Source organism: Marinobacter sp. B-12 (assembly GCF_056857915.1).
On record NZ_JBSXOB010000064.1, the window covers coordinates 326797 to 351432 of the forward strand.

21 protein-coding genes are annotated in these 24636 nt (G+C 58.9%); 9 read left to right on the plus strand and 12 right to left on the minus strand.

Features of this window, described 5'->3' with window-relative positions:
- Positions 1–79: 79 nt before the first annotated feature.
- The 11 genes from AC13D2_RS20315 to pilG all read right to left on the minus strand — a co-directional run bounded on the left by AC13D2_RS20315 (position 80) and on the right by pilG (position 15715).
- Positions 80–892 (minus strand): iron chelate uptake ABC transporter family permease subunit, encoded by an 813-nt coding sequence (locus AC13D2_RS20315; RefSeq protein ID WP_482939081.1) that lies wholly within the window; start codon positions 890–892, stop codon positions 80–82.
- A complete protein-coding gene (znuC, locus tag AC13D2_RS20320) occupies positions 879–1655 on the minus strand; it encodes a zinc ABC transporter ATP-binding protein ZnuC (RefSeq protein ID WP_041332995.1) in 777 nt (258 codons plus the stop codon). Before znuC ends, AC13D2_RS20315 begins: the two co-directional genes overlap by 14 nt.
- Positions 1648–2139 (minus strand): Fur family transcriptional regulator, encoded by a 492-nt coding sequence (locus AC13D2_RS20325; RefSeq protein WP_482939082.1) that lies wholly within the window; start codon positions 2137–2139, stop codon positions 1648–1650. The genes znuC and AC13D2_RS20325 overlap by 8 nt, the downstream gene beginning before the upstream one ends.
- Before the next feature lie 86 nt (positions 2140–2225).
- On the minus strand, positions 2226–2687 hold the full coding sequence (locus tag AC13D2_RS20330; RefSeq protein ID WP_482939083.1) for a chemotaxis protein CheW: 462 nt from the start codon (positions 2685–2687) through the stop codon (positions 2226–2228).
- A gap of 11 nt (positions 2688–2698) precedes the next feature.
- Entirely contained in the window at positions 2699–3751 is a 1053-nt protein-coding gene (locus AC13D2_RS20335) for a chemotaxis protein CheB (protein WP_421911596.1), read from the minus strand.
- Complete coding sequence (locus AC13D2_RS20340) at positions 3751–11256, minus strand: Hpt domain-containing protein (RefSeq protein WP_482939084.1); 7506 nt, start codon at positions 11254–11256, stop codon at positions 3751–3753. The genes AC13D2_RS20335 and AC13D2_RS20340 overlap by 1 nt, the downstream gene beginning before the upstream one ends.
- Before the next feature lie 11 nt (positions 11257–11267).
- A complete protein-coding gene (locus tag AC13D2_RS20345; RefSeq protein ID WP_482939085.1) occupies positions 11268–12167 on the minus strand; it encodes a CheR family methyltransferase in 900 nt (299 codons plus the stop codon).
- 27 nt (positions 12168–12194) lie between these two features.
- The gene (locus AC13D2_RS20350; RefSeq protein ID WP_300493910.1) at positions 12195–14270 is read right to left on the minus strand and encodes a methyl-accepting chemotaxis protein; all 2076 of its coding nucleotides are present in this window, start codon (positions 14268–14270) and stop codon (positions 12195–12197) included.
- Between the two features lie 91 nt (positions 14271–14361).
- The gene (locus AC13D2_RS20355; protein ID WP_286811010.1) at positions 14362–14907 is read right to left on the minus strand and encodes a chemotaxis protein CheW; all 546 of its coding nucleotides are present in this window, start codon (positions 14905–14907) and stop codon (positions 14362–14364) included.
- A 20-nt stretch (positions 14908–14927) separates the two neighbouring features.
- Complete coding sequence (pilH, locus tag AC13D2_RS20360; RefSeq protein WP_286811011.1) at positions 14928–15290, minus strand: twitching motility response regulator PilH; 363 nt, start codon at positions 15288–15290, stop codon at positions 14928–14930.
- Between the two features lie 32 nt (positions 15291–15322).
- Positions 15323–15715, minus strand: a complete 393-nt coding sequence (gene pilG / locus AC13D2_RS20365) for a twitching motility response regulator PilG (protein WP_007154228.1) — start codon at positions 15713–15715, stop codon at positions 15323–15325.
- 295 nt (positions 15716–16010) lie between these two features.
- On the opposite strand from pilG, the gene gshB reads away from it, so the two are divergent.
- The 8 genes from gshB (at position 16011) to AC13D2_RS20405 (ending at position 22960) form a co-directional block, all read left to right on the plus strand.
- The gene (gene gshB, locus AC13D2_RS20370) at positions 16011–16958 is read left to right on the plus strand and encodes a glutathione synthase (protein WP_482939086.1); all 948 of its coding nucleotides are present in this window, start codon (positions 16011–16013) and stop codon (positions 16956–16958) included.
- A 39-nt stretch (positions 16959–16997) separates the two neighbouring features.
- A complete protein-coding gene (locus AC13D2_RS20375; protein WP_421911593.1) occupies positions 16998–17864 on the plus strand; it encodes an energy transducer TonB in 867 nt (288 codons plus the stop codon).
- Positions 17861–18427, plus strand: a complete 567-nt coding sequence (locus AC13D2_RS20380; protein ID WP_286811014.1) for a YqgE/AlgH family protein — start codon at positions 17861–17863, stop codon at positions 18425–18427. Before AC13D2_RS20375 ends, AC13D2_RS20380 begins: the two co-directional genes overlap by 4 nt.
- Entirely contained in the window at positions 18420–18860 is a 441-nt protein-coding gene (ruvX, locus tag AC13D2_RS20385) for a Holliday junction resolvase RuvX (RefSeq protein ID WP_317307547.1), read from the plus strand. Before AC13D2_RS20380 ends, ruvX begins: the two co-directional genes overlap by 8 nt.
- 32 nt (positions 18861–18892) lie before the next feature.
- On the plus strand, positions 18893–19402 hold the full coding sequence (gene pyrR, locus AC13D2_RS20390; protein ID WP_036211374.1) for a bifunctional pyr operon transcriptional regulator/uracil phosphoribosyltransferase PyrR: 510 nt from the start codon (positions 18893–18895) through the stop codon (positions 19400–19402).
- A gap of 31 nt (positions 19403–19433) precedes the next feature.
- Positions 19434–20447 carry an aspartate carbamoyltransferase catalytic subunit gene (locus tag AC13D2_RS20395; protein ID WP_482939087.1) on the plus strand — a complete coding sequence of 338 codons (1014 nt, stop codon included), beginning with the start codon at positions 19434–19436 and terminating at the stop codon, positions 20445–20447.
- Positions 20444–21715, plus strand: coding sequence for a dihydroorotase (locus AC13D2_RS20400; RefSeq protein WP_482939088.1), 1272 nt, complete (start codon positions 20444–20446; stop codon positions 21713–21715). Before AC13D2_RS20395 ends, AC13D2_RS20400 begins: the two co-directional genes overlap by 4 nt.
- A 321-nt stretch (positions 21716–22036) precedes the next feature.
- On the plus strand, positions 22037–22960 hold the full coding sequence (locus AC13D2_RS20405; protein WP_286811039.1) for a putative solute-binding protein: 924 nt from the start codon (positions 22037–22039) through the stop codon (positions 22958–22960).
- A gap of 41 nt (positions 22961–23001) precedes the next feature.
- Here AC13D2_RS20405 and AC13D2_RS20410 read toward each other — a convergent pair whose 3' ends face one another.
- Positions 23002–23274, minus strand: coding sequence for an HU family DNA-binding protein (locus tag AC13D2_RS20410; RefSeq protein WP_286811019.1), 273 nt, complete (start codon positions 23272–23274; stop codon positions 23002–23004).
- A 290-nt stretch (positions 23275–23564) separates the two neighbouring features.
- Here AC13D2_RS20410 and AC13D2_RS20415 point away from each other — a divergent pair, with 290 nt between their 5' ends.
- Positions 23565–24629, plus strand: a complete 1065-nt coding sequence (locus tag AC13D2_RS20415; protein WP_482939089.1) for a hypothetical protein — start codon at positions 23565–23567, stop codon at positions 24627–24629.
- Positions 24630–24636: the final 7 nt, after the last annotated feature.

Sequence of the window (24636 nt, forward strand, 5' to 3'; positions counted from 1 at the left end):
AACGTGTGGGGAACTTCCTGTTCCTATACTTTAGACCACTGCTCGCGCCCTGGAAAACTTTACTCTGGAATCCTCTACTTCATCTCTGGACCTGCCGTGCCGAACCGTACACCAGCAGGAATACGGCGAACCCCGTCACCACCACTGAAGGGCCAGCAGGTGTGTCCAGGTGCCAGGACATCGTAAGCCCACCACTGACGGCGATAAAACCGAACAGGATGGCCAGGACAACCATATGTTCGGGGTTGCCTGCCAATCGTCTGGCGGTGGCAGCCGGAATGATCAGTAGTGCGGTAATCAGCAGTACTCCGACTATCTTCATGGCCACCGCTATCACGATGGAAAACATCAGCATCAGCACCAGCCGAAGACGTTCAACCGGTATGCCCTCAACCCGCGCCAGTTCCTCGTGAATGGTGCTCATCAACAGTCCGCGCCAGAGCACCGTCAATAACACCAGAATCAGGACGGCACCGCCGTATATCCACAACAGGTCGTTTCGGCTCATGGCCAGCAGGTCCCCGAACAACAAGCCGGTCAGATCCACGCGAATGTCGGGCATGAAGCTGAGCGTGACCAGGCCGATGGCCAGGGCACTATGAGCAAGGATGCCCAGCAGGGTATCGGTGGCCAGGGTCTTGCTGCGGGAAAACAGCACAAGGGCAATCGCCAGGACCACGCAGGTCACGATAACGCCCACATTGAGTGGAACACTGATCAAAAAACTCAGGGCGATGCCCAGCAGCGCCGAGTGCGCTAGTGTGTCACCGAAATAGGCCATCCGCCGCCACACCACGAAGCAGCCCAGCGGCCCGGCGATCAAGGCTACACCGAGACCACCCATCAGCGCCCGCCAGAAAAAGTCGCCGAGCACGGCATCAATGATGGGCATGGGAACACTCCGCGTGGTCGTCGTGGTCGGCGGAAACCACATCGCCATGCAGATCGTGGCTGTGGTTGTGGTGGTGATGATATACCGCGAGGCTTTCCGCCACCGGACGACCGAAGGTTTCGATAAAGGCGGGATCGTGAGAAATATCTGCCGGATACCCGCTGCAGCATATGTGCTGGTTCAGGCAGATAACTTTGTCGGTGGCGGCCATGACCAGGTGCAGATCATGGGAGATCATGATCACGCCGCAGTTCAGTTCGTCCCGCAGGCTACGGATCAGCTCATAGAGCGCGGCCTGGCCATTGATGTCCACGCCCTGGGCCGGCTCGTCCAGAACCAGCAGGTCCGGCCTGCGAGCCAGTGCCCTCGCGAGAAGCAACCGCTGCTTTTCGCCTCCGGACAATCGATGGACCGAGGCGTTGATCAGGTGTTCCACACCGGTCTTGGTCAGTGCCTCCACGCACTCCTGGTGTGACCGGCCACTGAGCAGCATGAACCGCCTTACGCTGAGTGGCAGTGTGGTTTCCAGTGTCAGGTGCTGAGGCACGTAACCAATGGTGAGCCTGGGGGCGATGGTCAGGGTGCCGTCCGAAACTGGCTGGATACCCAGTATCGCCTTGATCAGTGTGGTCTTTCCGGCGCCATTAGGGCCGATAATGGTGATGATATCCCCACGCTGGACCCGCAGGTCTACATGGTCCACCACGGGGCGGTCATCAAAGTTGACGGTAAGTTGGTGTAGTTCTACCAATGTATCAGTCATGGGCAGTGTCCGATGCGCAGCCGGGGCAAGTGCCGGATACTTCGATGGTCATATTGTCCGGCTGGAAAGCCTCGTCCGCCGCGGCGTTCTTGACGGCATCGGACACGCCGGGCGCCGTCAGTTCCAGAACGTTGCCGCAACAACGGCAGATCAGGAACAACCCTTGGTGGTTTTTACCCGGGTGAGTGCAGCCGACGAATGCGTTCAGTGACGCAATCCGGTGAACAAGCCCGTGCTGCTGCAGAAAATCCAGTGCGCGATACACCGTGGGAGGTGCGGCGTTGTGACCATCCGCGGCCAGCACGGCAAGCACATCGTAGGCGCCAAGTGGCTTGTGGGATTGCCAGATCAGTTCCAACACTCGCTCTCGGGTGGGTGTCAGGCGGGCATTGTGCTGCTGACAGATGGTTCGGGCCTCTGTCAGAGCCTGGGCGACACAGGCGTCATGATTGTGCGGTCGATAGGGAAGAGCGCTGGGTGACATGGGCACTGTCCTGTGGAATTTGCAATATTATAACATTAGCAAAAAACAGTGCCACGTATGATAGGTGTGCTGATTTCCGGTAGGCGCTAGCGGGAGGCTTCCAGTGCCAACGACTCCAGGTAGCCGAGGTCGGGAATAAAGGCGGTTTCGCCTTCAACTTCAACCGCCATCAGGTCGGCAGGGCCGGTGTCGCCGTCAATCTTCTTCAACTGATCTTCGGTCAGACGCGTCTGGCTGGGGATGCCCTGGGTGACCAATGCCATAAAGGGGACCGAGTTATGGTGATCACCGATGGTGTTCAGGATGACGATTCGGCCCCGACTGCCACCGGGCACGGTCAGCTTGCCGCCATTCGCGGCATCGTAGGAGATCACCGGCAGATTCAGGCCTCGCCAATCAAGCTCGCCCACCAGCCACTCCGGCGAATGCGCGGCGGGGTCGGAGCTGGCGAAGTCCACCACTTCCGCAATCGACACGTTGGGCAGCAGCAATTGTTTCTCGCTCATCGGTATCATGACGCAGGGCAGGGTTTGGCTGTTGTCGTTCATCACTCATTTCCTCAGGCGGAATCCCTTTTTTGCCGGCCCTTGAGCAGGCAGGATTCTTCAATCGTTTTGACGAGTTCGCGGGCGAGCTGTTCCGGTGTACCACAGTATACGGAACACCCGGTTGCCGCCACGGAATCCGGCATGGAACTGTTACCGCAGCTGCCGCTCTCCTGGACCCATATGCGGCTACCATAGGCTTTCAGCAGTGGCGCGGCAATGGCACCATCGTTGCCCATACCGGAAAAGATGATGGCATGGCATCGGGCTCCGTAATGATCACCGATGTTCAGTAGTACCTGGTCAATAGAAGGGCCATAGGGGCCCGGCCAGGGCGTTTCCCGTTCCTTGAGTGCACCACTGTCATCGAGAGTCCATTCGCGTTCGACCGGCATCAGCACCACATCGCCATTGTGAACACGATACCCGGTTTCCGCCCGTCTCAGCTTGTAGTGGGCGTGGCGGCCAAGAACCCGTGTTAGCACTTCGGTGAAGTTATCATCAATGTGTTGGGCGTAGACAAACCCCACTGGCAACCCGGGCGGCAGGTTGTCCAGGAAGGTTTTCACCGCTGCGGGGCCGCCCAACGATGCCCCCAGAATCCAGACCTCGTCCGCCGGCAGCTCCGCTGAGGCCGGCTGGATCCAGTGAGGCAGTTTGGGAGAGCTTGCCGGTTGCGGTTGTTCCGTGGCCAGCTCTTCAATAGCGGCCGCGGAATCCAGCTTTTCCAGGTGACCCAGGGACTGCTCCAGCTTGTCCAGCAAACGGCGTTCCCAGCGGAAATACTCAGTGGTGCCCGGTTTTGGAGCGGGGTCGAGGCCAAACAGAACGGGTGCTTCGGTGTTCTCTAGCAGATGGTCAAACAGCACCGGGTGATCGGCTTCGTCTTCCAGGGTAATCAACCACAGGCTGGCATCCGGGAATTCAGAATAGCTCTGCAGACGATCCGGGTCTCCGGAAAAGCAAACGTCCAGGCCAAACCTGGACGATGCTTCCTGCAGGCGGTGGCGCTGCAAGACAATATCCGAGACGATACCGACCGCTGGCCGTCCTGGCTGGCCGGCCATCACTGATCCCTGGTCAGCCGCGTGATGGTGTCAAGCAGCTCGGTCTCCTGGAAAGGCTTGCCGAGGTATTCGTTGACACCAATGGCCAGCGCCCTCTCGCGGTGTTTTTCACCGGTACGGGAGGTAATCATACAGATCGGTGTGTCTCGCAGATTGTCATCATGGCGTACAAAGCTCGCCACCTCGAAGCCGTCCATGCGGGGCATTTCGATATCCAGCAGGATGATATCCGGCTTGTGGTCCTGCAGCTGTGCGACCGCATCGAGGCCGTCTTTGGCCGTGATCACTTCCATGCCATTGCGCTCCAACAGGCGAGACGTTACCTTGCGCACCGTTACCGAGTCATCCACCACCATCACCACGGTGGACTGCTCCTCACGGCGCGAGGCCTCTTTCGCCTTCTCGAGGTTCGCCAGGCGTTGGCGCTCCGAGAGTATATCGGAACGGATCATGGCCGGCAGATCAAGGATCACCACCACGTTACCGTCACCCAGAATGGTGGCGCCCGACACACCCCGGACCGTACTGAACTGCGGTCCGAGCGACTTAACCACGATTTCGCGGCTGCCCATCAGGCTGTCCACCTGCAGGGCCATGGGCTGTTCGGCGCCCCGCACCAGGATGACCGGCAACGGCAGGGCCTGACCCTGAAGCTTGGGATGGTGATCACTGTTCAGCAGGCTACCCAGATACTGCAGGCGGTACTGCTGGCCAGCGTATTCGTACATTGGTGCGTCGGGCTTGTAGTATTCCTCAAGCTCGTAGGTGCTGACCCGAACGATGCCCTCAATGGTGTTCAACGGAATGGCGTAGAAATCCTCGCCCGTGGACACCATCAATGCCCGGTTGACTGATACGGTAAATGGCAGTCGAACCGTAAAGACCGTGCCCTTGCCAACGGTGGAGTCGATGTCCAGGCTGCCGCCGAGCTGCTTGATCTCGCTGGCCACCACGTCCATGCCCACGCCACGGCCGGAAATCTGGGTAACGGCCTGGGCGGTGGAGAAACCGGGTTGCAGGATGAACTGCAGGATTTCCCGCTCGCTCAGGTCCTCGTCCTTGGCCATCATGCCCTGGCTGATGGCCTTGTCGCGAATGACCTGGGCAGGGATACCCGCACCATCGTCAATCATCCGCAACACCACATCGCCCCCTTCGCGGGTCAGCGACAGGGTGACTTCGCCGGTTTCCGGTTTGCCGGCCTTCTTGCGGTCAGACGGCTTTTCGATGCCGTGGTCCAGCGCGTTACGCAGCATGTGCTCCAGCGGCGCGATCATGCGCTCGAGGATGTTACGGTCCATTTCCCCTTCCGGGTTGCGGACATCAAACTCGACTTTCTTGCTGAGCTCGCCGCTGATCTGGCGGACAATCCGGCGCAGCCTGGGCACCATGGAGGCAAACGGAATCATCCGGGTCTTCATCAGGCCTTCCTGAAGTTCCGTGTTGATCCGCGATTGCTGCACCAGCAGGGTCTCGGTATCCCGAACCCGGTCGGACAGGGTTTCCCTCAGGTCCGCAAGGTCAGACGATGACTCCGTCAGGGCCCGCGACAACTGCTGGATGGCGGAATAGCGGTCCATCTCCAGTGGATCGAAGTCGTCGCCGTAATCCGGGCCGTGCTCTTTCTCAGCGCGGAACAGAATCTGGGTCTCGGTCTCGATTTCCATTCGGCGCAGCTGCTCGCGCAGACGCTCGATGGTGGCGGCCATTTCGTCCAGGTTGTGGCTGAAATCGCTGGTCTGCTGTTCCAGTCGACCACGGGTAATACTGGTTTCACCGGCCAGGTTAACCAATTCGTCCAGCAGCGGCGCGGAGACCCGGATGGTTTCCTGGGGTGCGCGCTGGGCGGCAGCCGCTTTCGCGGGCGTCTTGGACGGAACCTTGTTGGGTTTGGGCGCGGGTGCGACCGGTTTTTCCGGTTTGGCAGGCGCTTCCGCCCCCGGCTCCTGGGGCTTCGGCAATTCCTCTGTTGTTGCGTCCGGTTTGGTGGGCTCTGGAACAGCGCCTGTGTCTTCAAACCGCTTACGGATATCGCCCACCAGCGCCACAATCGCGTCGTGGTCATTGGTGATGGCCTGCCAGGCCTCGTCGCCCGGGGTATTACCGCCCAGGTCGATCAGCCGCGTTTCCAGCGCATGGGCCTTGTCGCCCAACTCGACAAGCTGCGACAGCCGAGCGCCACCTTTCAGGGTGTGGAGGGCGCGCTGGGCTTCCTGGTTAAAGTGGTGGTTAGCCGGGTCCTTACGCCAGTCATCCAGTAACTGCTCCAACTGGTCGAGGATCTCGCCGGCCTCTTCCAGGAAAATCTCCAGGACTTCGGCATCGACGGTTTCACCGCCTGCAGAGGGCTCAGCCTGATCAACGGACCCTGACAGCTCGTCACCGGAGACTTTGTGGGCGTCGTTCAGCGCCTCAACCAACACTTCGTCCGCGCTAGGCTTGTTGCCCTCTTCCAGACTGGTGAGCATGGTTTTCAGCGTGTCATGTGCTTTTTCACTGAGTTCCAGCAGGGTTGACTGATTGCCGGAGCCAGCGATCAGGGGGTCCAGGGCATCGGACCAGGCCTCGGCCAGATCAGCAATCGGGTCGACGTCGGACAGGCGAGCACCGCCTTTGAGCGTATGCAGCTCCTGTTGTAGCTGGGTAACGCCAGTCAATTCTTCGGGCTCTTCACGCCACTGGGCCAGGCATTCACCGATGGCTTCGTGAATCTCCAGACCCTCGTCGAGGAAGATGCCGACCAGATCATCATCGGAGGCCTTTGCAATGGCTTCCGTGACGGATGCCGGTTGTTCGTCGGCTGTGGATGCCTCGTCGAAGGGTTCCGGTTCTTCCGCAGGTTCTTCAGATTCAGCGGATGGTAATGGCTTGCCAGAGAGGATGGCTTCGACCTTGGCCACCAGTTCCGTTGCCGGCGGGCAGGGTTTCTGGGTGGCAACCTGTTCAACCATTTGTGCCAACCGGTCGTGGCAGGCAAATAGCAGGTCGTTCATGTCGTTGCTGGCGTCAAGCTGGCCTTCGGCGACCTTCTCGAACAAATCTTCAAGAACATGGGTCAGGTCGCCAATGGCATCGACGCCCGCCATGCGGGCACCGCCTTTGAGGGTGTGCACATCACGTTGAAGCTCGGCCGCCACGTCGCGGTTGTTGGAATCCTCGCTCCAGGTATGCAAAGCGCTGCCGGTCGAGTTAATCAGGTCGTAGGCTTCTTCCAGGAAGATGCCGATCAGTTCCGAGTCCAGGTGAGACAGATCGGTGGCGTGTTCCTCTTCAGGTCCCTCGGCCGTGATTTCTGGCTCTTCGGTATCATCCTCTTCCAATTCAGCCAGTGGAATCTCGTCGTCTTCTTCCGGCTCAGCGTCCTGCTGTCTGACATCAGTCACGGGCCTGGAGCCTGTGGCGCTGTCCATGTAGGCATGGATTTCACTGATCAGGTCCGGCGCCGGACGCGGTGGCTCCTGATGCTCGAGAGCATCGACCATGCCAGCCAGTCGGTCATGACAGCGGAACAACAGGTCGGAAAGCTCCCCGGTAACGGCAAGCCGTTGCTCGGTCAGTCCTTCAAACAGGTTCTCCAACTCATGGGAAAGATCACCCACCGGCTGAATATCTGCCAGGCGAGCGCCGCCTTTGAGGGTATGCAGGTCCCGTTGTAAAAGGCGTAAAAGATCCAGATTCTCGGTGCTGTCGCTCCAGCTCTGCAAGGCATCGGCGGTGCTGTCGATCAGGTCACGGGCTTCCTCAAGGAAGATCTCCGCCAGTTCCTGATCCATATCTTCATCGGTTTCCGCCAGTGGCGGCAGCTCACCACTGGGTTCCGGGGCATCTTCCGCCTCGACCTCCAGGCTGCGATCGATCTCTTCCAGATCCCCGGTGAACTCCTGCTCAAACGCATCCGGGCCATTGTCTGTGGGCGTCTGGGGAGCCAATGTTTCCAGGTTGGCAATCAGATCGACGTTGGCCTCGGTCGCAAGCCCGGCCGCTACCTGATCCATCATGTTGATCAGGTGCTCATGGCCTGCGCGTACACTATCGAAGAAAGGTGAATCGGGAACGAAATCGGGGTTTGAGGCGCGCTCGTAAACCTGTTTCAGGGCACTCGACAGTTCGGCAACGTCGCCCAGCCCGGCGTCCTGTGCGCCTTCGGTGAGTTGGTGCAACTCCCTGCGCAGCGTTTCCAGGGCGGAGGTTGCTTTGGGGTTTTCCGCCCATTCGTCAAGAATCCGGTCGGCATCCAGCAGGATATCCAGGCCTTCATTCAGGAACAGTTGAACCAGTTGCGGACGGGCACTCTCTTCCTGCTTGTCGGTCCGGGAGCCATCGCCACGAAGGGTGGCATTGCTGACCTGTTCCAGTTTTGCCAGGAAGGTTTCGGTGCCCGGTAGGTCAGCCTGGGGATTCTCCCGGATCTGGCCAAGGCCCTGAGTCAGGAAATGACAGGTATCGCCGATCAGGCTTATAACGTCGCGATCGGCCCGTTTGTTTCGTGCCCGGGCTTCCTTGACGAAGCGTTCCAGAGGCGTAATTACTGTTGCAATGGGTGCGATACCGGCGGTGTGCGCACTGCCTTTAAGGGTATGAAGCGCGCGTGACAGGTCGTCAGTATAGGCAACGCTCGCTTTGTCGCCCGCGGCGTCGAGGAAGTCCTGCAGGGTTTGCAGGTGGGTTTCGGTCTCGCTCTCGAAAATATCCAGCAGCACTGGATCGACGGCATCCTCTTCTGCTGCTGTCAATTCTGGCTCGGTTTCGCCGCTCACGGTTTCTGACTGTGGCTCAGACGGAGGCATGGTGCTGGTATCTGGAATTTCGCCGTTTGCCAAGGCATTGGCTCGTGCTTCCATGCTCGATGTATCGCGGGAGGGGGTCTGGCGTTTCTCGAAATCGTCAACCAACTCGGGCAGGGCTGCAGTAACGTCGTCCAGCAGCGCCGCGATGTCGTCATTCATGAAAATACTGCCGTCAATCACGCGGTTCAGCATGTTCTCGACAGACCAGGCCAGTTCGCCGACAACCAGCGCACCAACCATCCGACCGCTTCCTTTCAGAGTATGGAAAGCGCGCCGGACTTCCGAGAGCGCCGTGCGGTCATCGTGCTGACGCAGGAGCATTGGAAGGTATTCGCGAATGGTGTCCAGCACCTCGCCGGCTTCTTCAATGAAAATTTCGAGGATTTCATCGTCGATCAGGTCATCCCCGAACTCAGCCTCTGGTATGGACTGTTGCCCGGCATTGGCGGCTTCGCCGTCATTGCTACCATCGATTACGGGTAGCTCTTCATCCGCTGCACCGGTTTCTTCCGATACGCTGTCGATGTCGGTTTTTCGCGTGGTAGACAGAGCTTCAGCGCGCTCAATCAGCTCGGCAACCTCGCCATCGGCCTGTCCGTCACGGAAATCGTTGATCAGCGAGGGAATTCGGCTGTTGACGTCATCAATCAAACCGAACATGTCATCGGTAGGCCGGAGTGTCTGGTCGATCACCCGGTTGAGCAGGTTTTCCACCGACCAGGCCAGCTCACCGATGCTAGTGGCGCCCACGAGCCGGCCACTGCCCTTAAGAGTGTGGAACGCGCGGCGGACTTCAGTCAGTGCGTCGCGATCATCGTGGTTCTGACGCAGGCGAGGATAGAATTCGTTGATGGTTTCCAGAACTTCTTCGGCTTCCTCGATAAAAATGCCGAGGATTTCGTCATCCAACAACTCTTTATCAGAGCTCTTGGATTCGGCTTCCACCGACTCGACGGGTACTTCCGCGCCAACAACCGGTACTTCGTCGGCGGTCGGATGTTTCCAGGTGGGCTCTTCGCCAACCGGAAAGCCGAGGGAGTTCAGGCTGGCCTCGGCAACCCCGAGCACACTCTCGTTGTCGCTTATGCCCTCGGCAAGCCGCTCCAGATAGTATTCAATACTGGTAATGGCGTCAGCCAGTGTGTCGAGCTGTTTCCAGTCGGGAACCTGCTTGCCCCCCAACAGTACGTCGGAGATGTAATGTTCGGCCGAGGCGAGCATGTCGGCCACGCGATCAAGGGGAATCAGGCTCAGGCCACCACGGATGCTGTGCAGCAGGCCGGGGACGTGTTCGATTTCACCGGTTTCCCATTGAGAAGCGATGAAATTGACGATGGCCGTTTTTACCTGCTCCAGCGTATTGCGGGATTCCCGCAGCAGAGCGCTGCTGGCTTCACCCAGTTCGCGGGAACCAAGGTTGATTGTTTGGGTGTCATCACCAGTGACATCGGATTCCGACTGTCGGTCACCGTCGAGGCCAGCCAGGCTGGCTTCGACATAAAGCAGGGCGCCGGCAATATCCATCAGGGTGCCGTCATCCACGGAGTCGGACTGGCTGGCGAGCTTTTCCACCAGTTCGATCTGTTCGGTAATGACTTTGCGGGGTATCCCAAGGCCCAATACGGCCAGAGTATTAGCGACCTGGCGCAGGCCCGGAAGCAGTTCTTCCAGTTCATCGTTCTGGCGTAGCTCGGAGCGCACAAACAGATCGAGCTGGTCCTTGAGCTTGGCCAATTCCTCATTGAGGGCGCTGACCACCGAATGGATCGCGTCACGGCCAGGGCCAGAAACCCGGCTCTTGGCGGCGTCCACATCATCGTCGGAGGGTAAAGCCTGGTCGAGCCGGTAACTGTCGCGCAGTTCCTTTACGTGGGGCGTGTCGAGGTCGCGGGCACGAGCCACGTAGTAAAGCAGGTGTTTCAGCAGCGCTTCTGGAACGGCCTGTTGCAGGATATCAACATGTTCGTCAGTGAGGCGGCGGATCTCGGCGTCCAGCTCGCGCAGCAGGGACTTCACTGCGGTGTTGGCGGGGTTCGCATGCTGCTGGAGAGTCTCCACGAATGCTCCGGCCGCTTTCCAGAGTTCGCCCCGGGGGGTTTTCTGGCACAGGCGGATCAGCCGCTGGATGACCTTCTGCATGTAGTCAAAGTGCGCGTCCAGGTCGGCCTCACGGATCACGCCAGCAAGGGCGAACTGATACATCTGGCGCAGTTTGCGGATATGTCCAAGTACCTTCGGATCTTGAAGACGCTGGGAAACATTAGCGGCAGCGGTTGCCCGCGAGGGCGACAGGTCGGGCTTGAACAGCGATGTATCGGACAGCAGAGACTCGCCCCGTGCAGCGCGGAGATCGTTCAGCAATGGCAGCAGCACCATCGGAAAATCGTCTTTGCTACTGGTCAGATGCTCCAGATACTGGGGCAGTTGCAGGATGGCCTGCATCAGCACATCGACGGCATCGTCCACACTGGTGACGGTTTCATTCAGGACCGCCTGGGTCAGTTTCTCCATTTCCTCGGTCAGCAGGGCGGCGCCATAAAGCTCAACCATCTGCAGGGTACCGTGGACCTGGTGGAGATAGTTCAGGCAGAAGCGCAGGCGCGCAGTGTCGTCACGATTCTCGACATACGCTTCCAGTGCGTGCTGACCCTGGGTCAACGTATCCTGTATTTCGCCCCGAACCCAGTCCAGGGCGATGCTGTCATGGTGTTTGCCCATAACCACTCCGGTTATTCTTCGTCAGTCTGGCGCTTGATCCACGCCAGCACATGTTCCGAGGGTACCCTCTGTAAGCCAGGGGGCTGCCAGTCGGTCAACTCCCCTTGACCCAGGACCAGCAACCCCCCGGGCGCCAGCCGCTCCGCAAGTCTTTTCACGATTTCCCGCCGGCGCCAGCGCCGGAAATAAATCAGCAGATTCTGGCAGAAGATAATGTTCATTCCGTGCATCGGAGCGTGTTTCAAGTCCAGTACATTCAGCCTGGTAAAACACACCCGCTCCCGGATGCTTTCTACAATCTCGACGTTGTTCCGCTCCGCCGGCCGGAAATACCGGGCCTTCATGGCGTCATTCATTCCCATCAGCTTGCGGGCACTGAACAGGCCGGACTGGGCCTTGTCGATAGCCGGTTTGCTGATGTCAGAGCCAGTGACACCGAACAACGGTTGAAGCGACAACCCTTCCATGCATTCGTTCAACAGCATGGCCAGCGTGTAAGGCTCCTCGCCAGTCGAGCATCCCACACTCCAGGCCTCCAGAGGGCGCCTCTTCAGCGTTTCCCGGGGCCGGGTAAGCACATAGTCAGACACCAGCCGGAAAGCATCCGGATCCCGGAAGAACCGGGTTTCCTGAACCGTCAGCCGGTCCACCAGGGTGGACCACTCAATAACAGCGTCCGGGCCGGATACGATCATTTCGTAGTAGGCCTGATAGCTACTGCAACCAATCTCCCGCATGCGGATTCCGAGGTTGGTCTCGAGAAACGATTTGCGCCCGGAAGACAGGATGATGCCGGTACGATGCTCAAGCAGTGTCTGCCACTGGTTGAACTGCGCCTCATCCATGTCGGGAAGTCGGCGCAGTGACCAGACGCCTTCGGCGGGTGACAGATGGTTGCGTGTTTCAGCCATAAACTGTCAGCAGCCTCGGAGCGGTTGTCAGCTCACCACCGGTACGTCGCTGTCTTCCTCTTCTTCCTGGTCGGCCGACTCTTCCTCGGGCAGTGTGAAGCCCGCAACAGAGGACCGCAGTTCAGACGCCATTTCTGCCAGGTTACCGATAGACTTCGCAGTCGCGTTGGTACCGGAGGACGTCTGCGAGGTAATTTCCTGGATGACGTTCATGGTGTTGGAAATGTGCGCCGCAGAGGACGACTGCTGACGTGCTGCGTTGGAGATGTTCTGGATCAATTCCGCCAGAGACATGGATACGTTCTCGATTTCCTCGAGGGCGATACCCGCGTCCTGTGCCAGGCGGGCACCACGGACCACCTCGGCGGTGGTGTGTTCCATGGAGATAACGGCTTCGTTGGTATCCGACTGGATCGTCTTAACCAGCGCTTCAATCTGCTTGGTTGCCGCAGAGGAACGTTCCGCCAGTCGCTGAACTTCGTCCGCAACTACCGCGAAGCCCCGGCCTGCGTCACCTGCCATGGAGGCCTGGATCGCAGCGTTCAGGGAGAGGATGTTGGTCTGGTCGGCGATGTCGTTGATCAGGGATACGATGTCACCGATTTCCTGGGAAGATTCACCCAGACGCTTGATCCGTTTGGAGGTTTCCTGAATCTGCTCACGGATGTTGTCCATGCCGCGGATGGTGTTCTGTACCACTTCCGCGCCTTTTTTCGCGATCGCAACCGACCGCTCCGCAACCGCGGAGGATTCAGCCGCGTTCGAAGATACCTGGTCGATGGACACCGCCATCTCGTTCACCGCGGCGGAGGCGCCGGCAATTTCCTGGGCCTGGTGCTCGGAGGCATCCGCCAGGTGCATGGCCGTGGCCTGGGTTTCCTGGGCGGCTGACGCTACCCGTACCGCAGTGCCACGAATCGCCTGTACCAGTCCGCGCATCTGGTCGATCGCGTAGTTGATGGAGTCAGCGATGGCGCCGGTGAAGTCCTCGGTAACCGTGGCCTCCGTGGTCAAGTCACCATCCGCCAGGTCAGCCAGTTCGTCCAGCAGTCGCAGGATTGCGTTCTGGTTCTGCTCGTTCTGTTCCTGGGTTGTTGCCAGGCGCTCCTGGGCTTCGCGGTAGAGCACCACACCGATCATCACAACGATACCGACCATCGCGGCCAGGATGATGAACGCCAGCGTGGGGCTGATGAAACGGGATCCGGCCTGGCCGGTGAATTTCTCGGACAGAACCGACAGTTCGTCCAGCAGAACCTGTGAATTCTGGAAGATGTCGCTGGCTGCAGTACGCACCTTGAAGAGGTCGGGAGAGGCTTCAAGGATGGCGTCTACGTTCTGGGAAACGAATTCGAACAGTTCGCCAACGGCTTCCAGGCCATAGATGGCGTCTTCATCGTTTACCTGGGAGATGCCCATGGCCGGGTTGCCATTGACCTGGCCGTCAAGAACCCGGCCAAACAGGCTGGCGTCGCGGCCGAACCGGTCGGCGGCGATAACCGCGTCTTCGTCACCGGAGAGAACGTTGTTGACCGAGCGAACGATCCGCTCCGCCAGCAGTGACTGGCGCTGAGCCAGTGCGATCTGTTCGGCGGGCGCATCGTTGTCCAGCAGGATTTGAACGATGTCGTCGTATTCCACCTGCAGCTGCGGGATGGTTTCGTTCAGCGTCCGCGCCACTTCGTGAAGGCCGAGTACCGCGTCCTGGGTGGACAGGATACTGTCGGCGTTGTCACGAACGGACTCCCAGGTTGCCTGCACGTTGCTGTTCTGTGCAACCTCGCTCGGGGGCAGGCCGGTTTCCGGATTGCCGTCAACTACATAGCTCCACAGCTGTTCGAACTCGTCACGGGAACGTCGCAGTGCGTCGAACGCTGAAGCGGTGCCACCGGCGGCTTCCGTCGCGTTTTTCGCGATTTCCTGGGACAGCACCCTCAGTTCGGCTGAGTGAGCGATGTATTCCTGATCGTTCTGGCTGTCCCGATTGATAATGAACAGCACCGCAACGAGCAGGACGGTCAATGCGATCAGCGCGGCAATCAGGCCGGCAACCAGTTTGTTGCCTCCCTGTCCCATACTGAGTCTTCCGGCTCTATTTTTCATTTTCTGGCTCCCGGCCTCTTCGTAATAGTGGCAAGTTTGTTTCTGCGGGCGTTGGGCAGGCGGGAAGATGTTCCTGCCAATGTCACCACCCTTACCATTGCGCTACATCCAGGAAGCGTTCGTCACCGAGAAGCTCGGCGGCGGAAAACACTTTCCAGACTTCCTCGTTACGCTCGTAGCCGCCATTCACAAACGGCTGAACGCTTGCAGGCACATCCTGTGGCGATGCCACGAAGCTGTCCACTGCGAAATACTGCATACCTGAGACGCTGTCGACCACCAGGCCACTGAATACGTCGCCCTGCTCGACAACCAGTACCCGGCGTTCGCGAGTGCTGCGTGAAGAACGGGGAACTTCAAAAAAGCCGGCAAGGTCGACCAGTGGCAGGAGGCGGCCACGTACGTTGGCGGCGCCCATCATAAACGGATGAACACCGGGTATATGGGTATAGCGGGGAACATGGAGAATTTCAGTGACTTCACCCATGGGCGCTACGTAACGCTCACCCGCCAGAACAAAGCCGATTCCGTTCCAGAGTTCAACGGCTTCCTGTTGTTCCGGCAGACCGGCAGCCAAGGCGCGGCTGCGTCGGGCGATATCCGTCAGAACGGCAAAAGGGGCGGCCTGGGCGGACATGCTTACTCCACGGTTGGGGATCAGGCAATCAGGCTATTGATTGTTTTGATCAGGTCGTCTTCAACGACGGGTTTTACGAGGTAACCCTTTGCACCCTGACGTGTTCCCCACACGCGGTCTGTTTCCTGATCCTTGGTGGTGACAATCACTACCGGGATAGAAGCGGTTTCCGGGGCGCGGGTCAATTGACGAGTTGCCTGAAAGCCGTTCAGGCCGGGCATAACGACGTCCATCAGGACCAGATCTGGTGTTTCGGCGCGTGCCTTGGCAACGCCGTCGGCTCCGTTGTCGGCCGTCAGCACGTCGTGCTTGTGCTTTTCCAGAATGGTCGAGATTTTCTTAACCTCTGTCGGGGAATCATCAACAATCAGAATGCGGGCCATGGTGTCCTCAATAGTTCTTTGCTTCAGCAGTTTTACTGTTCCGCCTGGGGAACATACTGGCGAATCGTGTTTAGAAGCTCGTCCTTGCTGAACGGTTTGGTCAGGTACTGGTCTGACCCGACAATCCGGCCTTTGGCCTTGTCGAACAGTCCGTCTTTACTGGAGAGCATGATGACCGGCGTCTTTTTGAAAGAGGAATTATTCTTGATCAGCGCGCAGGTCTGGTAGCCGTCCAGCCGGGGCATCATGATATCGACGAAAATGATATTGGGCTGGGAATCGGCAATTTTCGCCAGAGCGTCAAAGCCATCTGTTGCGGTAATGACTTCGCAACCGACTTTCTTAAGAAGGGTTTCGGCGGTGCGACGAATGGTCTTGCTGTCGTCGATCACCATAATCTTCAGATTCTCGAAGTTGTCATCCATTGTCCAACTGCCTTGCGCTCAGCGACTGTCGTTATTTTCAACCGGGGTTTTTAACACAAACATTAACGATGTTCTATAAATCCCGCTCATTTATAGAGTATTGGGGGCCGGATAAAAAGTATAACTTTGTGACCAAATGTACTTCTGCCTGGAAAGTCACGAAATTGATACAGGATTTCTCCGGATGCATTCGCGGCTCGGGTACAATACCATTTGTGTCCACAGCATAGCATTTATTCCCAGGATCGCTCTGCAGACCGGTTCGTGTTTTCAACCTTTTATCTGGCGAGGCATTATGACAGTCCGACTTGGTATCGTGATGGACCCCATAGAGAAGATCCATTTCAAGAAAGACAGCTCACTGGCCATGTTGCTGGCAGCGCAGAAGCGGGGCTGGGAAATCGAGTATATGGAGCTGCCAGACCTGTATCTGAAAGGTGGGCAGGCGAGGGCCCGAACCCGTGACTTGACTGTACACATGGACCCGGAAGACTGGTTCGGTTTCGGTGGCGCCCAGGACCGCGCTCTGGGGGACCTCGACGTTATCCTGATGCGGCAGGATCCACCGGTGGACCGGGAGTTCCTGATGGCCACGTTTATTCTGGAAATCGCCGAGCAGCAGGGTGCCCTGGTGGTCAATCCAGCGTCTACGCTGCGGGATTGTAACGAAAAGTTGTTTGCCGCCCAGTTCGAAGACTGCACCCCGCCGTTGATCGTCACCCGTTCGGCCGAGCGACTGAAGGAATTCTACGCCGAGCATGGTGACGTCATCATGAAACCGGTGGATGGCATGGGCGGGCGCTCCATCTTCCGGGTCAAGGAAAACGACGATAACCTTGGGGTTATTATTGAAACCCTGACCAACGATGGCGCCCACCAGGCGATGGCGCAGAAATACGTACCCGAGATCAAACAGGGCGATAAACGCATCCTGTTGATCGATGGCGAGCCGGTTCCCTACGCGCTGGCGCGCATCCCCTCTCAGGGTGAGAATCGTGGAAACCTGGCCGCCGGAGGGCGGGGGGAAGGTCGTGAACTCACGGTACGTGATCGGGAAATCTGTGACCGTGTGGCGCCAGTGCTCAAGGAAAAAGGACTCATTTTTGTCGGTATCGACGTCATCGGTGACTACCTCACCGAAATCAATGTCACCAGTCCCACCTGCATCCGGGAACTGGATGCCGCCTATGGCATTGATATTTCAAGTCAGTTGCTGGATGCCATCGAGCGCCGTCTGAAGTAATGGTGTCCAGCCAGGTTTAACCGAGGGTAAATAGCAGTAATGGCAGTACAGGTCAGCGATTTCGATCGGTTTTCGTTCACGCTCTTCATGGCGCTGGCGCTCCACGCCATCGTGGTGCTGGGTATTACCTTTGCGCCCGAGCCCCCGCGTTCCTCGGCCCAGACCATGGAAATCACGCTCTCCCAGTTTGATGACGAGACTGACCCGGAGGAAGCCGATTTTCTGGCCCAGACCAGCCAGAAAGGCAGTGGTACCGAGGAGGAGCCGGTGGAAATGACCACCCCGCAGCCTTCCGAAGTCAGCCAGCCGGAGGTCGCTGAGGTTCAGCCGGAGCCTCCGTCCCGCGTTGAGCCCAGGCAAGAGCAGGAACAGCCGGTAGTGCAGACGCAGGCCCAGAATGAACGCCAGGTGTCGGAGCCTTCAGCGGCGGAGCCGGCATCGGATGAGCCGCTACCGGTGAAGGAAAAGAAAAGCCTGATGGAGCGCAGTCTGGAGATTGCCAGTCTGGAGGCGCGGTTTGATCAGCAACGCAGGGCCTACGCCAAGAAACCCCGGGTCATGCGTGTTACCGCGGCTTCGACGTTGAAATCAACCAACGCCTGGTATGTTCAGAACTGGGTCGGCAAGGTAACCCGTGTCGGCAATATCAACTATCCTACCGAGGCCAGGCGAGCCGGAATCTATGGCACTCTGCGGATGCTGGTTTCCATGAAGAAGGATGGCACAATAAAGGAACTGGCTATACTCGAATCATCCGGCAGTAGCGTGCTTGATGATGCAGCCATACGCATCGTGAGAATGGCAGCGCCTTTCGCGCCTTTCCCGGATGAGATGCGCGAGAATGTCGACGAACTGGAAATTATCCGCACCTGGGTATTCGAACGGCGGGGGCTGACATCGGGATGACAGCATCAAAACACTCTCCACACAGCCTGCGGCACCAGTTTCTGGTGGCGTCTCCTTATTTGCAGGACCCACGTTTCCACGGTGCAGTGATCTATCTGTGCGAGCATTCGGATGAAGGCGCCCTGGGGCTGACGGTGAACCACCCCCTGGACATCCACCTGGGGGAAATTCTGGAACAGCTGGACATGGAGGGTGGCGAGCTCGACGTTCCGGTATACGGAGGTGGCCCGGTTCAGCCCGAGCGCGGGTTTGTGCTGCATTCCCCGGACGCGGGCTGGCAAAACACGGCGCAGGTGGCTGACGACGTCTTGCTGACCACCTCCCGTGACGTGCTGTCTGACATTGGCGCAGGCAGCGGGCCAAAGAATTACCTGGTGTGCCTGGGCTATGCGGGCTGGAGTGAGGGACAGCTGGAAGAAGAGCTCTCCAGCAACGCCTGGCTGACCTGTCCCGCCACCGCCGACATCCTGTTCGGGACACCCTGGGAGGAGCGGTATCAGGCCGTGCTGAAGCTCATTGGCATTGACCTCAACCAGCTCAGTGAGTTTGTGGGCCATGCCTGAGGCTGGAAACCGGCGGGTAATAGCGTTTGATTTCGGCACCCGCCGAATTGGTGTGGCCAGTGGTCAGGAAATGCTGGGCACGGGTAAGCCTCTGACCATGCTGCCGGCCCGTGATGGGGTTCCCGACTGGGAACAGATTGGTCGGCTGCTGAAAGAATGGCAGCCGGACCGTGTGCTGGTCGGCCTGCCCCTGAACATGGACGACACCGAAAATGACATGTGTGCACGGGCGCGGAAATTTGGCAAACGCCTGCACGGTCGCTTTCACGTCGAGGTTGAGATGGTGGACGAACGTCTCACCAGCTTTGAGGCCAAGGGCGATGTAATGGCGTCCGGTGGCAGCCGTGATTTCGGCCGCGATGGCGTCGATGACCGCGCCGCCGTGCTGATTCTGGAAACCTGGTTTCACCAGCAGGAGTCCCGTTCGTCCTGACCGGGCCCGGGCTGCTGACTATGGGGATTTAAATGACTGCATTGCTTGAAATCGACCGGCTGCTGGATGACCTGGAAGCTGGCCTGCGCAAAAAGCTGGAAGAGCGTGGCGTAACCTCCCCGGCGCTGATTGGCATTCGCACCGGCGGTGTCTGGCTGGCGGATGTCATGAGTAAGCGCCTGGGCCTGCAGGAACCCTGGGGGGAACTGGATATTTCCTTCTATCGCGACGACTTCAGCCGCATTGGACTGAACCCGAAAGTGAAGCCGTCCAGCCTGCCGTTCAGCACCGAAGACCGTGACATTATCCTGATCGATGACGTGATCATGAGCGGCCGTACCATTCGCGCGGCCATGAACGAAATCTTCGATTATGGCCGGCCGGCGAGTATCATCCTCGCCACGTTGGTGGATCTGGGCGCTCGGGAGTTGCCTGTTCAGCCAGATGTGACCGGGCGGGTGCTTGCCCTGCAGTCGCATCAGCGTGTCAAACTGCGGGGGCCGGACCCACTGCACATAGAACTCCAGGAAACAGGCCACTAATCAGCGAACGCAAAACATCAACAGGCGACCCATGACGGCAACCGATCCCTCACAAACCTCCCTGCAGCTGACCGCGGATGGCCAGTTACGCCATTTCCTGACCCTCGACGGTCTGAACCGCGCTCTGCTGACGGAAATCCTGGACACCGCGGATTCGTTTATCGAAGTGGGGGAGCGCAGCATCAAGAAGGTGCCACTGCTGCGGGGGCGCACCGTGGTCAACCTGTTCTTCGAGTCCAGTACCCGCACCCGCAGCACCTTCGAACTCGCTGCCAAACGGCTGTCGGCCGACGTGCTCAACCTGGACATCAACACGTCCGCAACGTCCAAGGGCGAATCCTTGTCGGACACACTGTTGAACCTGGAAGCCATGGCCAGCGACATGTTCGTGGTGCGCCATTCCCAGAGTGGTGCCCCCCATTTTATCGCCGAGAGCGTTACCCCTGGAGTTGCCATTATTAACGCGGGCGACGGCCGCCACGCCCACCCAACCCAGGCCATGCTGGACATGCTCACCATTCGCCAGCACAAGGGTGAATTCGAAGGCCTGAAGGTGGCGATTGTCGGTGATGTGCTGCACTCGAGGGTGGCCCGTTCCCAGATTCGCGCCCTGAATGAATTGGGCGCCGCTGAAGTACGCGTCATTGCGCCTGCCACCCTGCTGCCAAGGGACGTTGAGAGCCTGGGGTGTACCGTGGAATACGACATGACCCGGGGTATGAAAGATCTGGATGTGGTGATCATGCTGCGCCTTCAGAAAGAGCGCATGGAGGGCGCACTGCTGCCCAGCGAACGCGAGTTTTACCGGCTCTACGGCCTGAATCAGGAGAAGTTGGCGTTGGCCCATCCCGAGTGTATCGTCATGCACCCTGGGCCGATCAACCGGGGCGTGGAAATCGAGTCTGCGGTGGCCGATGGGCCGCAATCAGTGATCCTGAATCAGGTCACCAATGGCATCGCCATTCGTATGGCGGTGATGTCCATGGCCATGGGAGGCCAGATGGCCGAGCGTAGTCGCAAGCTGGCGGGGAGGGCCCAGGGATGAGCAGCCTTAAGATTATCGGTGGCCGCCTGGCCGATACCAATGCCGAAACCACTGTTCTGGTCCGTAACGGGCGTATCGCCGCCCTGGGCGAAGCGGCCGGGAAGGAACCCGCCGACCACGATTTCGACGCCACAGGCTGCCTCCTGACACCCGGATTTGTGGATCTGTGCTGCAACCTGCGGGAGCCGGGCAACGGCCAGAAAGGCAATATTGCTTCGGAAAGTCTCGCCGCCGCGCATGGAGGCTTCACAACCCTGTGTGCCTCGCCGGACACCTCGCCGGTCAATGACTCAGGCGCGGTAACCAACCTGATCCTGGACGTGGCCGCGAAGCGCTCTTCGGTGCGGGTATTGCCGGTTGGCGCAATAACCCGTGGCCTGGAAGGCGAACTGCTCAGTGACATGGCGGGCCTGGCCGGTGCTGGCTGTATTGCACTGGGCAACGGCGCCCGCCCGGTGAAAAACGCCAGGGTGTTGCGCCGCTGTATGGCCTACGCCCGAACATTTGGCCTGACGGTGATGTTCAGCCCCGAAAACCAGGCGCTGGCGGCGGACGGCTACGCCCACGATGGCCTTGTGGCCTCCAGGCTGGGCCTGCTGGGCATCCCGGAGGTGGCAGAAACCGCCGCGGTCATGGAAATGCTGTTGCTGGCAGAGGAAACCGGGGTTCGACTGCACCTTGGTCAGCTCTCCTGTGCCCGCAGCGTGGAAATGCTGGCCGATGCCCGCAAGCGAGGCATTGCAGTAACCGCCGATGTGGCCATGCACCAGTTGATGTTCACCGAGGACGCCCTGTCGGGATTCGACAGCCGCTATCACGTGCGACCGCCACTGCGCTCTGAAAAGGACCGCCAGGCGTTACTGGGCGGTGTGCGGGATGGCGTGATCGACGCCATTACAAGCCAACACCAGCCCCACGATTCCGCTGCCAAGCAGGCGCCTCTGGCGGCGACGGAACCGGGGCTGTCCACCATCGAAAGCACGCTGTCGATGGGGTTGTTGCTGGTCGAGCGTGGCGATCTGGATATGGGTAGCCTGATCCGCTCGCTGACTGGTGGCCCGGCGGAGGTCATTGGCCGTTCTGCCGAGCTCCGGCAGGGTGCGGTTGCAGACCTGTGTGTGTTTGATCCCGACGCCACCTGGGTTCCCAACGACAGCAGCCTCAACTCCGTTGGGCGTCATGTGCCGCTGCCAGGAAAGGCCCTTCCGGGCCTCGTTCGTCTGACCCTGTGCGACGGGCGGCAGGCCTGGCCCCAATCTGACCTGTAGCTCCCGTCTTCAGATCGCTTCATATCAGCAAAGTGTGGCAGAGGTTGCGTAGCCTCTGTCGAGCCCGTCACAGTTCCTTACTTTTTTGCCCCAGAGCCCTTGAAGACAGGCACCCGTGCCAACGTATTCTTACCATCGCCGGCATAGTCTCGGCGAAGGAATGCGGTGACCTGTGCACATGTGGATGTGCCGTCGCCCTACAATAATAATTCAGGAGTCATCCCCGTGAAATCAGTCAACCTCCCGCGAAAGGCCACTGCGGTGGCAGCTCTGTGTGCCACTCTTGTGTTGTCGCCGTTCGTCCAGGCGGAATCAGACATCATGGAGCGAAGCTTCTGTGTGTTTGATCCGGTCGGTGCCAACGGCCCTCTGTTTGCCATTACCAAAACCTTCCAGCCGGTGGCCCTTAAGGAAGGTATCAGGCTGGACCTGCGTGCCTATACCGACGAGAAAGTCGCGGCCGAGGACTTCAAGGCCGGCCAATGTGATGCCGTGCTATTGACCGGTACCCGTGCCCGCGAATTCAACAAGTTTACCGGCACCCTGGAAGCCATGGGCGCTGTGCCCGGTGAAGAGGAAATGCGGCTGCTGTACAACACCCTCAGCCAGGAAAAGGCACGCCCGTTCCTGATTGACGGTGACTACGAAGTGGCTGGCGTGTTCCCCGGCGGCGCGGTGTACCTCCACACCCGGGATCGGGCCATTGATTCGGTGGAAAAACTGCAGGGAAAACGCATTGCCACGCTGGATTTCGACACCGCGTCCGTGCGCATGGTGCGCCACGTGGGGGCGTCTGTGGTGGGCTCCAACTCGGCCAATTTTGCCGGCAAATTCAACAACGGCAGTGTTGATCTGGCCTACGCCCCGGCAGTCGCATACTCGCCCCTGGAACTCTACAAGGGCGTGAATCCGAACGGCGGGGTGTTCAAGTACGCGTTGGCCTATATGAACTTCCAGGTGATTATCCACCGCGACCGCTTCCCGGACGATGCTGGCCAGATGGTGCGTGACCAGGCCATCAAACGCATTGACGAGGCCTATGAAATCATCGCCGAAGCCGAGGCTGGTATTCCCGACGACGTTTGGATGCATCCGCCACAGGAAGATGTGGCCGAGTACGACAAGATGCTGCGCAAAGTGCGGTTGTCGTTGCTGGAGGATGGTGTCTACGACACACGTGCGATCAGCCTGATGAAAGCGATTCGTTGCCGGGTGGACGGTTCCCGTTCCGAGTGCGCCTCCTGAGCCGAGAATGGAAGGGGCCCGGGCGGGCCCCGGTTAGCGCCTTAACGGATGGAGTCTTTCAGTGCCTTGCCTGCCTTGAAGCCGACAGTTTTGCTGGCGGGTATCTTGATGGTTGCACCGGTTTGAGGATTACGGCCATCCCGAGCCTCACGGCTGCGGATGTTGAAAGTACCGAAGCCGATCAGAGTGGTATCTTCGCCACGGGCAGCGGCTGAGGAGATCTGATCGGTAAAAGCGGTGATGACTTCGCTGGCTTTGTCCCGGGACAGTCCGGTTTTATCCGCAACGGCGGCGGCAAGTTCAGGTTTGCGCATCGGGTACTCCTTTTTGTCGTTTTTGGTCACTGGCCGGCGGATGCGAAACCGTCGGCTGATCAAATCTATAGCGGTTTGCAGGCCAATGTGCAAACCGGTAATCAGAATGCATTTGAAACTCCGTATCCAATTGCGGGACGTGTCTCATAAAAACAGGGAGTTGTCGGCGATAATACCGTTTTGGTTACAAAGCGTAACAGATTGTGAGTGCTGCCTCGGCCTGGCGACACTCCGGTTCTGAACAAATGCTCCGCACAACAAAAACGCAGAAAAGTGGAAGGTATTACGTTATGACGAGTTTTCAGAAACCCGCCAGTCCGGCTCAACGGGGCAATACACGTTTCCGTGGAGCAATGGCCGCTGTACTTGCCAGTGTGGTTTTGAGTGGTTGTGGTGTCGTCAACAACATGATCTACAAAACCACCGGCGACGTGATGCAGGGCTTTTCTCGCAACCACACCGTACCCTATCTGCTGGAAAGTGAGGATCTCGCCATGGGTTGCGCCATGAGTGAGGCCACCGCGCCCCTGCTGATGTCTTTCGGTCGGGTTACCAGTGAGCCTGACCAACTGGCGGTAATGCTGTACCTGTCGGCTGGCGGGTGTGCAGAGGAGCAGGCACGGGAACACGAATTGGATGGCCTGGCGGCACTGCGCGCGATGGATGCGGAAGAAGCGGAAGACGCCATGATTCGCCAGAAGCGCGCACTTTCCCTGGCCGCCAAACGCTATCACCGGGGCTGGAAGCACCATAACGCCTTCTATGGCAAACCCGATGCGGGTGAGTGCCCTGGTTTCGATGATGACCTGGGCGAGTTCATCTACATGGCGGGCTTGTTGTCTGGCTTGCAGGCCCTGAACGCTGAAATTAAGTCCACCTCGTCCATCGGCGTCCCCAAAAACATTGGCTCTACGGTTTCGCGCGCGACCCGTTGTCTGGAAAACGACAAATGGTGGGGGGCTCCCATGGCACTGCGTGCGACTGTCTGGGCAATGATTCCTGGCGCACTGCCAGAAGGCGAGGACCCTTTCGAACGGCTGGAAATTGCCGACGCCCAGGGCGAGGAAGCTGGTGTCAGGATCAGCCATGTGTTCCACGCCATCGCGGCCCAGAACAAAGGTGACGAGGAACGCCTTCGCGGTGTGATCCGTAGCCACGCTCAGGCCATCGAGGAAACGCCAGCGAACGAGGAGTGGGCCTTTGTCGATGCGATGGCCACGGACATGATTGTGGCGATCTCCGATCGACTGTGGATGGAGAATACCGGGCACCGGACGCCCATGGGGCAACTGGGTACCTTCTGGGATGACGAGAAGGAAGCGGTCGAAACCATGGATCTGGACGATCTGCTGTAAATCAATG

Excerpts from the sequence above, each read along its gene's own strand:
- AC13D2_RS20315 (WP_482939081.1), bottom strand. The coding sequence starts at position 892 with ATGCCCATCATTGATGCCGTGCTCGGCGACTTTTTCTGGCGGGCGCTG.
- znuC (WP_041332995.1), bottom strand. The coding sequence starts at position 1,655 with ATGACTGATACATTGGTAGAACTACACCAACTTACCGTCAACTTTGAT.
- AC13D2_RS20325 (WP_482939082.1), bottom strand. The coding sequence starts at position 2,139 with ATGTCACCCAGCGCTCTTCCCTATCGACCGCACAATCATGACGCCTGT.
- AC13D2_RS20330 (WP_482939083.1), bottom strand. The coding sequence starts at position 2,687 with ATGAACGACAACAGCCAAACCCTGCCCTGCGTCATGATACCGATGAGC.
- AC13D2_RS20335 (WP_421911596.1), bottom strand. The coding sequence starts at position 3,751 with ATGGCCGGCCAGCCAGGACGGCCAGCGGTCGGTATCGTCTCGGATATT.
- AC13D2_RS20340 (WP_482939084.1), bottom strand. The coding sequence starts at position 11,256 with ATGGGCAAACACCATGACAGCATCGCCCTGGACTGGGTTCGGGGCGAA.
- AC13D2_RS20345 (WP_482939085.1), bottom strand. The coding sequence starts at position 12,167 with ATGGCTGAAACACGCAACCATCTGTCACCCGCCGAAGGCGTCTGGTCA.
- AC13D2_RS20350 (WP_300493910.1), bottom strand. The coding sequence starts at position 14,270 with ATGAAAAATAGAGCCGGAAGACTCAGTATGGGACAGGGAGGCAACAAA.
- AC13D2_RS20355 (WP_286811010.1), bottom strand. The coding sequence starts at position 14,907 with ATGTCCGCCCAGGCCGCCCCTTTTGCCGTTCTGACGGATATCGCCCGA.
- pilH (WP_286811011.1), bottom strand. The coding sequence starts at position 15,290 with ATGGCCCGCATTCTGATTGTTGATGATTCCCCGACAGAGGTTAAGAAA.
- pilG (WP_007154228.1), bottom strand. The coding sequence starts at position 15,715 with ATGGATGACAACTTCGAGAATCTGAAGATTATGGTGATCGACGACAGC.
- gshB (WP_482939086.1), top strand. The coding sequence starts at position 16,011 with ATGACAGTCCGACTTGGTATCGTGATGGACCCCATAGAGAAGATCCAT.
- AC13D2_RS20375 (WP_421911593.1), top strand. The coding sequence starts at position 16,998 with ATGGCAGTACAGGTCAGCGATTTCGATCGGTTTTCGTTCACGCTCTTC.
- AC13D2_RS20380 (WP_286811014.1), top strand. The coding sequence starts at position 17,861 with ATGACAGCATCAAAACACTCTCCACACAGCCTGCGGCACCAGTTTCTG.
- ruvX (WP_317307547.1), top strand. The coding sequence starts at position 18,420 with ATGCCTGAGGCTGGAAACCGGCGGGTAATAGCGTTTGATTTCGGCACC.
- pyrR (WP_036211374.1), top strand. The coding sequence starts at position 18,893 with ATGACTGCATTGCTTGAAATCGACCGGCTGCTGGATGACCTGGAAGCT.
- AC13D2_RS20395 (WP_482939087.1), top strand. The coding sequence starts at position 19,434 with ATGACGGCAACCGATCCCTCACAAACCTCCCTGCAGCTGACCGCGGAT.
- AC13D2_RS20400 (WP_482939088.1), top strand. The coding sequence starts at position 20,444 with ATGAGCAGCCTTAAGATTATCGGTGGCCGCCTGGCCGATACCAATGCC.
- AC13D2_RS20405 (WP_286811039.1), top strand. The coding sequence starts at position 22,037 with ATGGAGCGAAGCTTCTGTGTGTTTGATCCGGTCGGTGCCAACGGCCCT.
- AC13D2_RS20410 (WP_286811019.1), bottom strand. The coding sequence starts at position 23,274 with ATGCGCAAACCTGAACTTGCCGCCGCCGTTGCGGATAAAACCGGACTG.
- AC13D2_RS20415 (WP_482939089.1), top strand. The coding sequence starts at position 23,565 with ATGACGAGTTTTCAGAAACCCGCCAGTCCGGCTCAACGGGGCAATACA.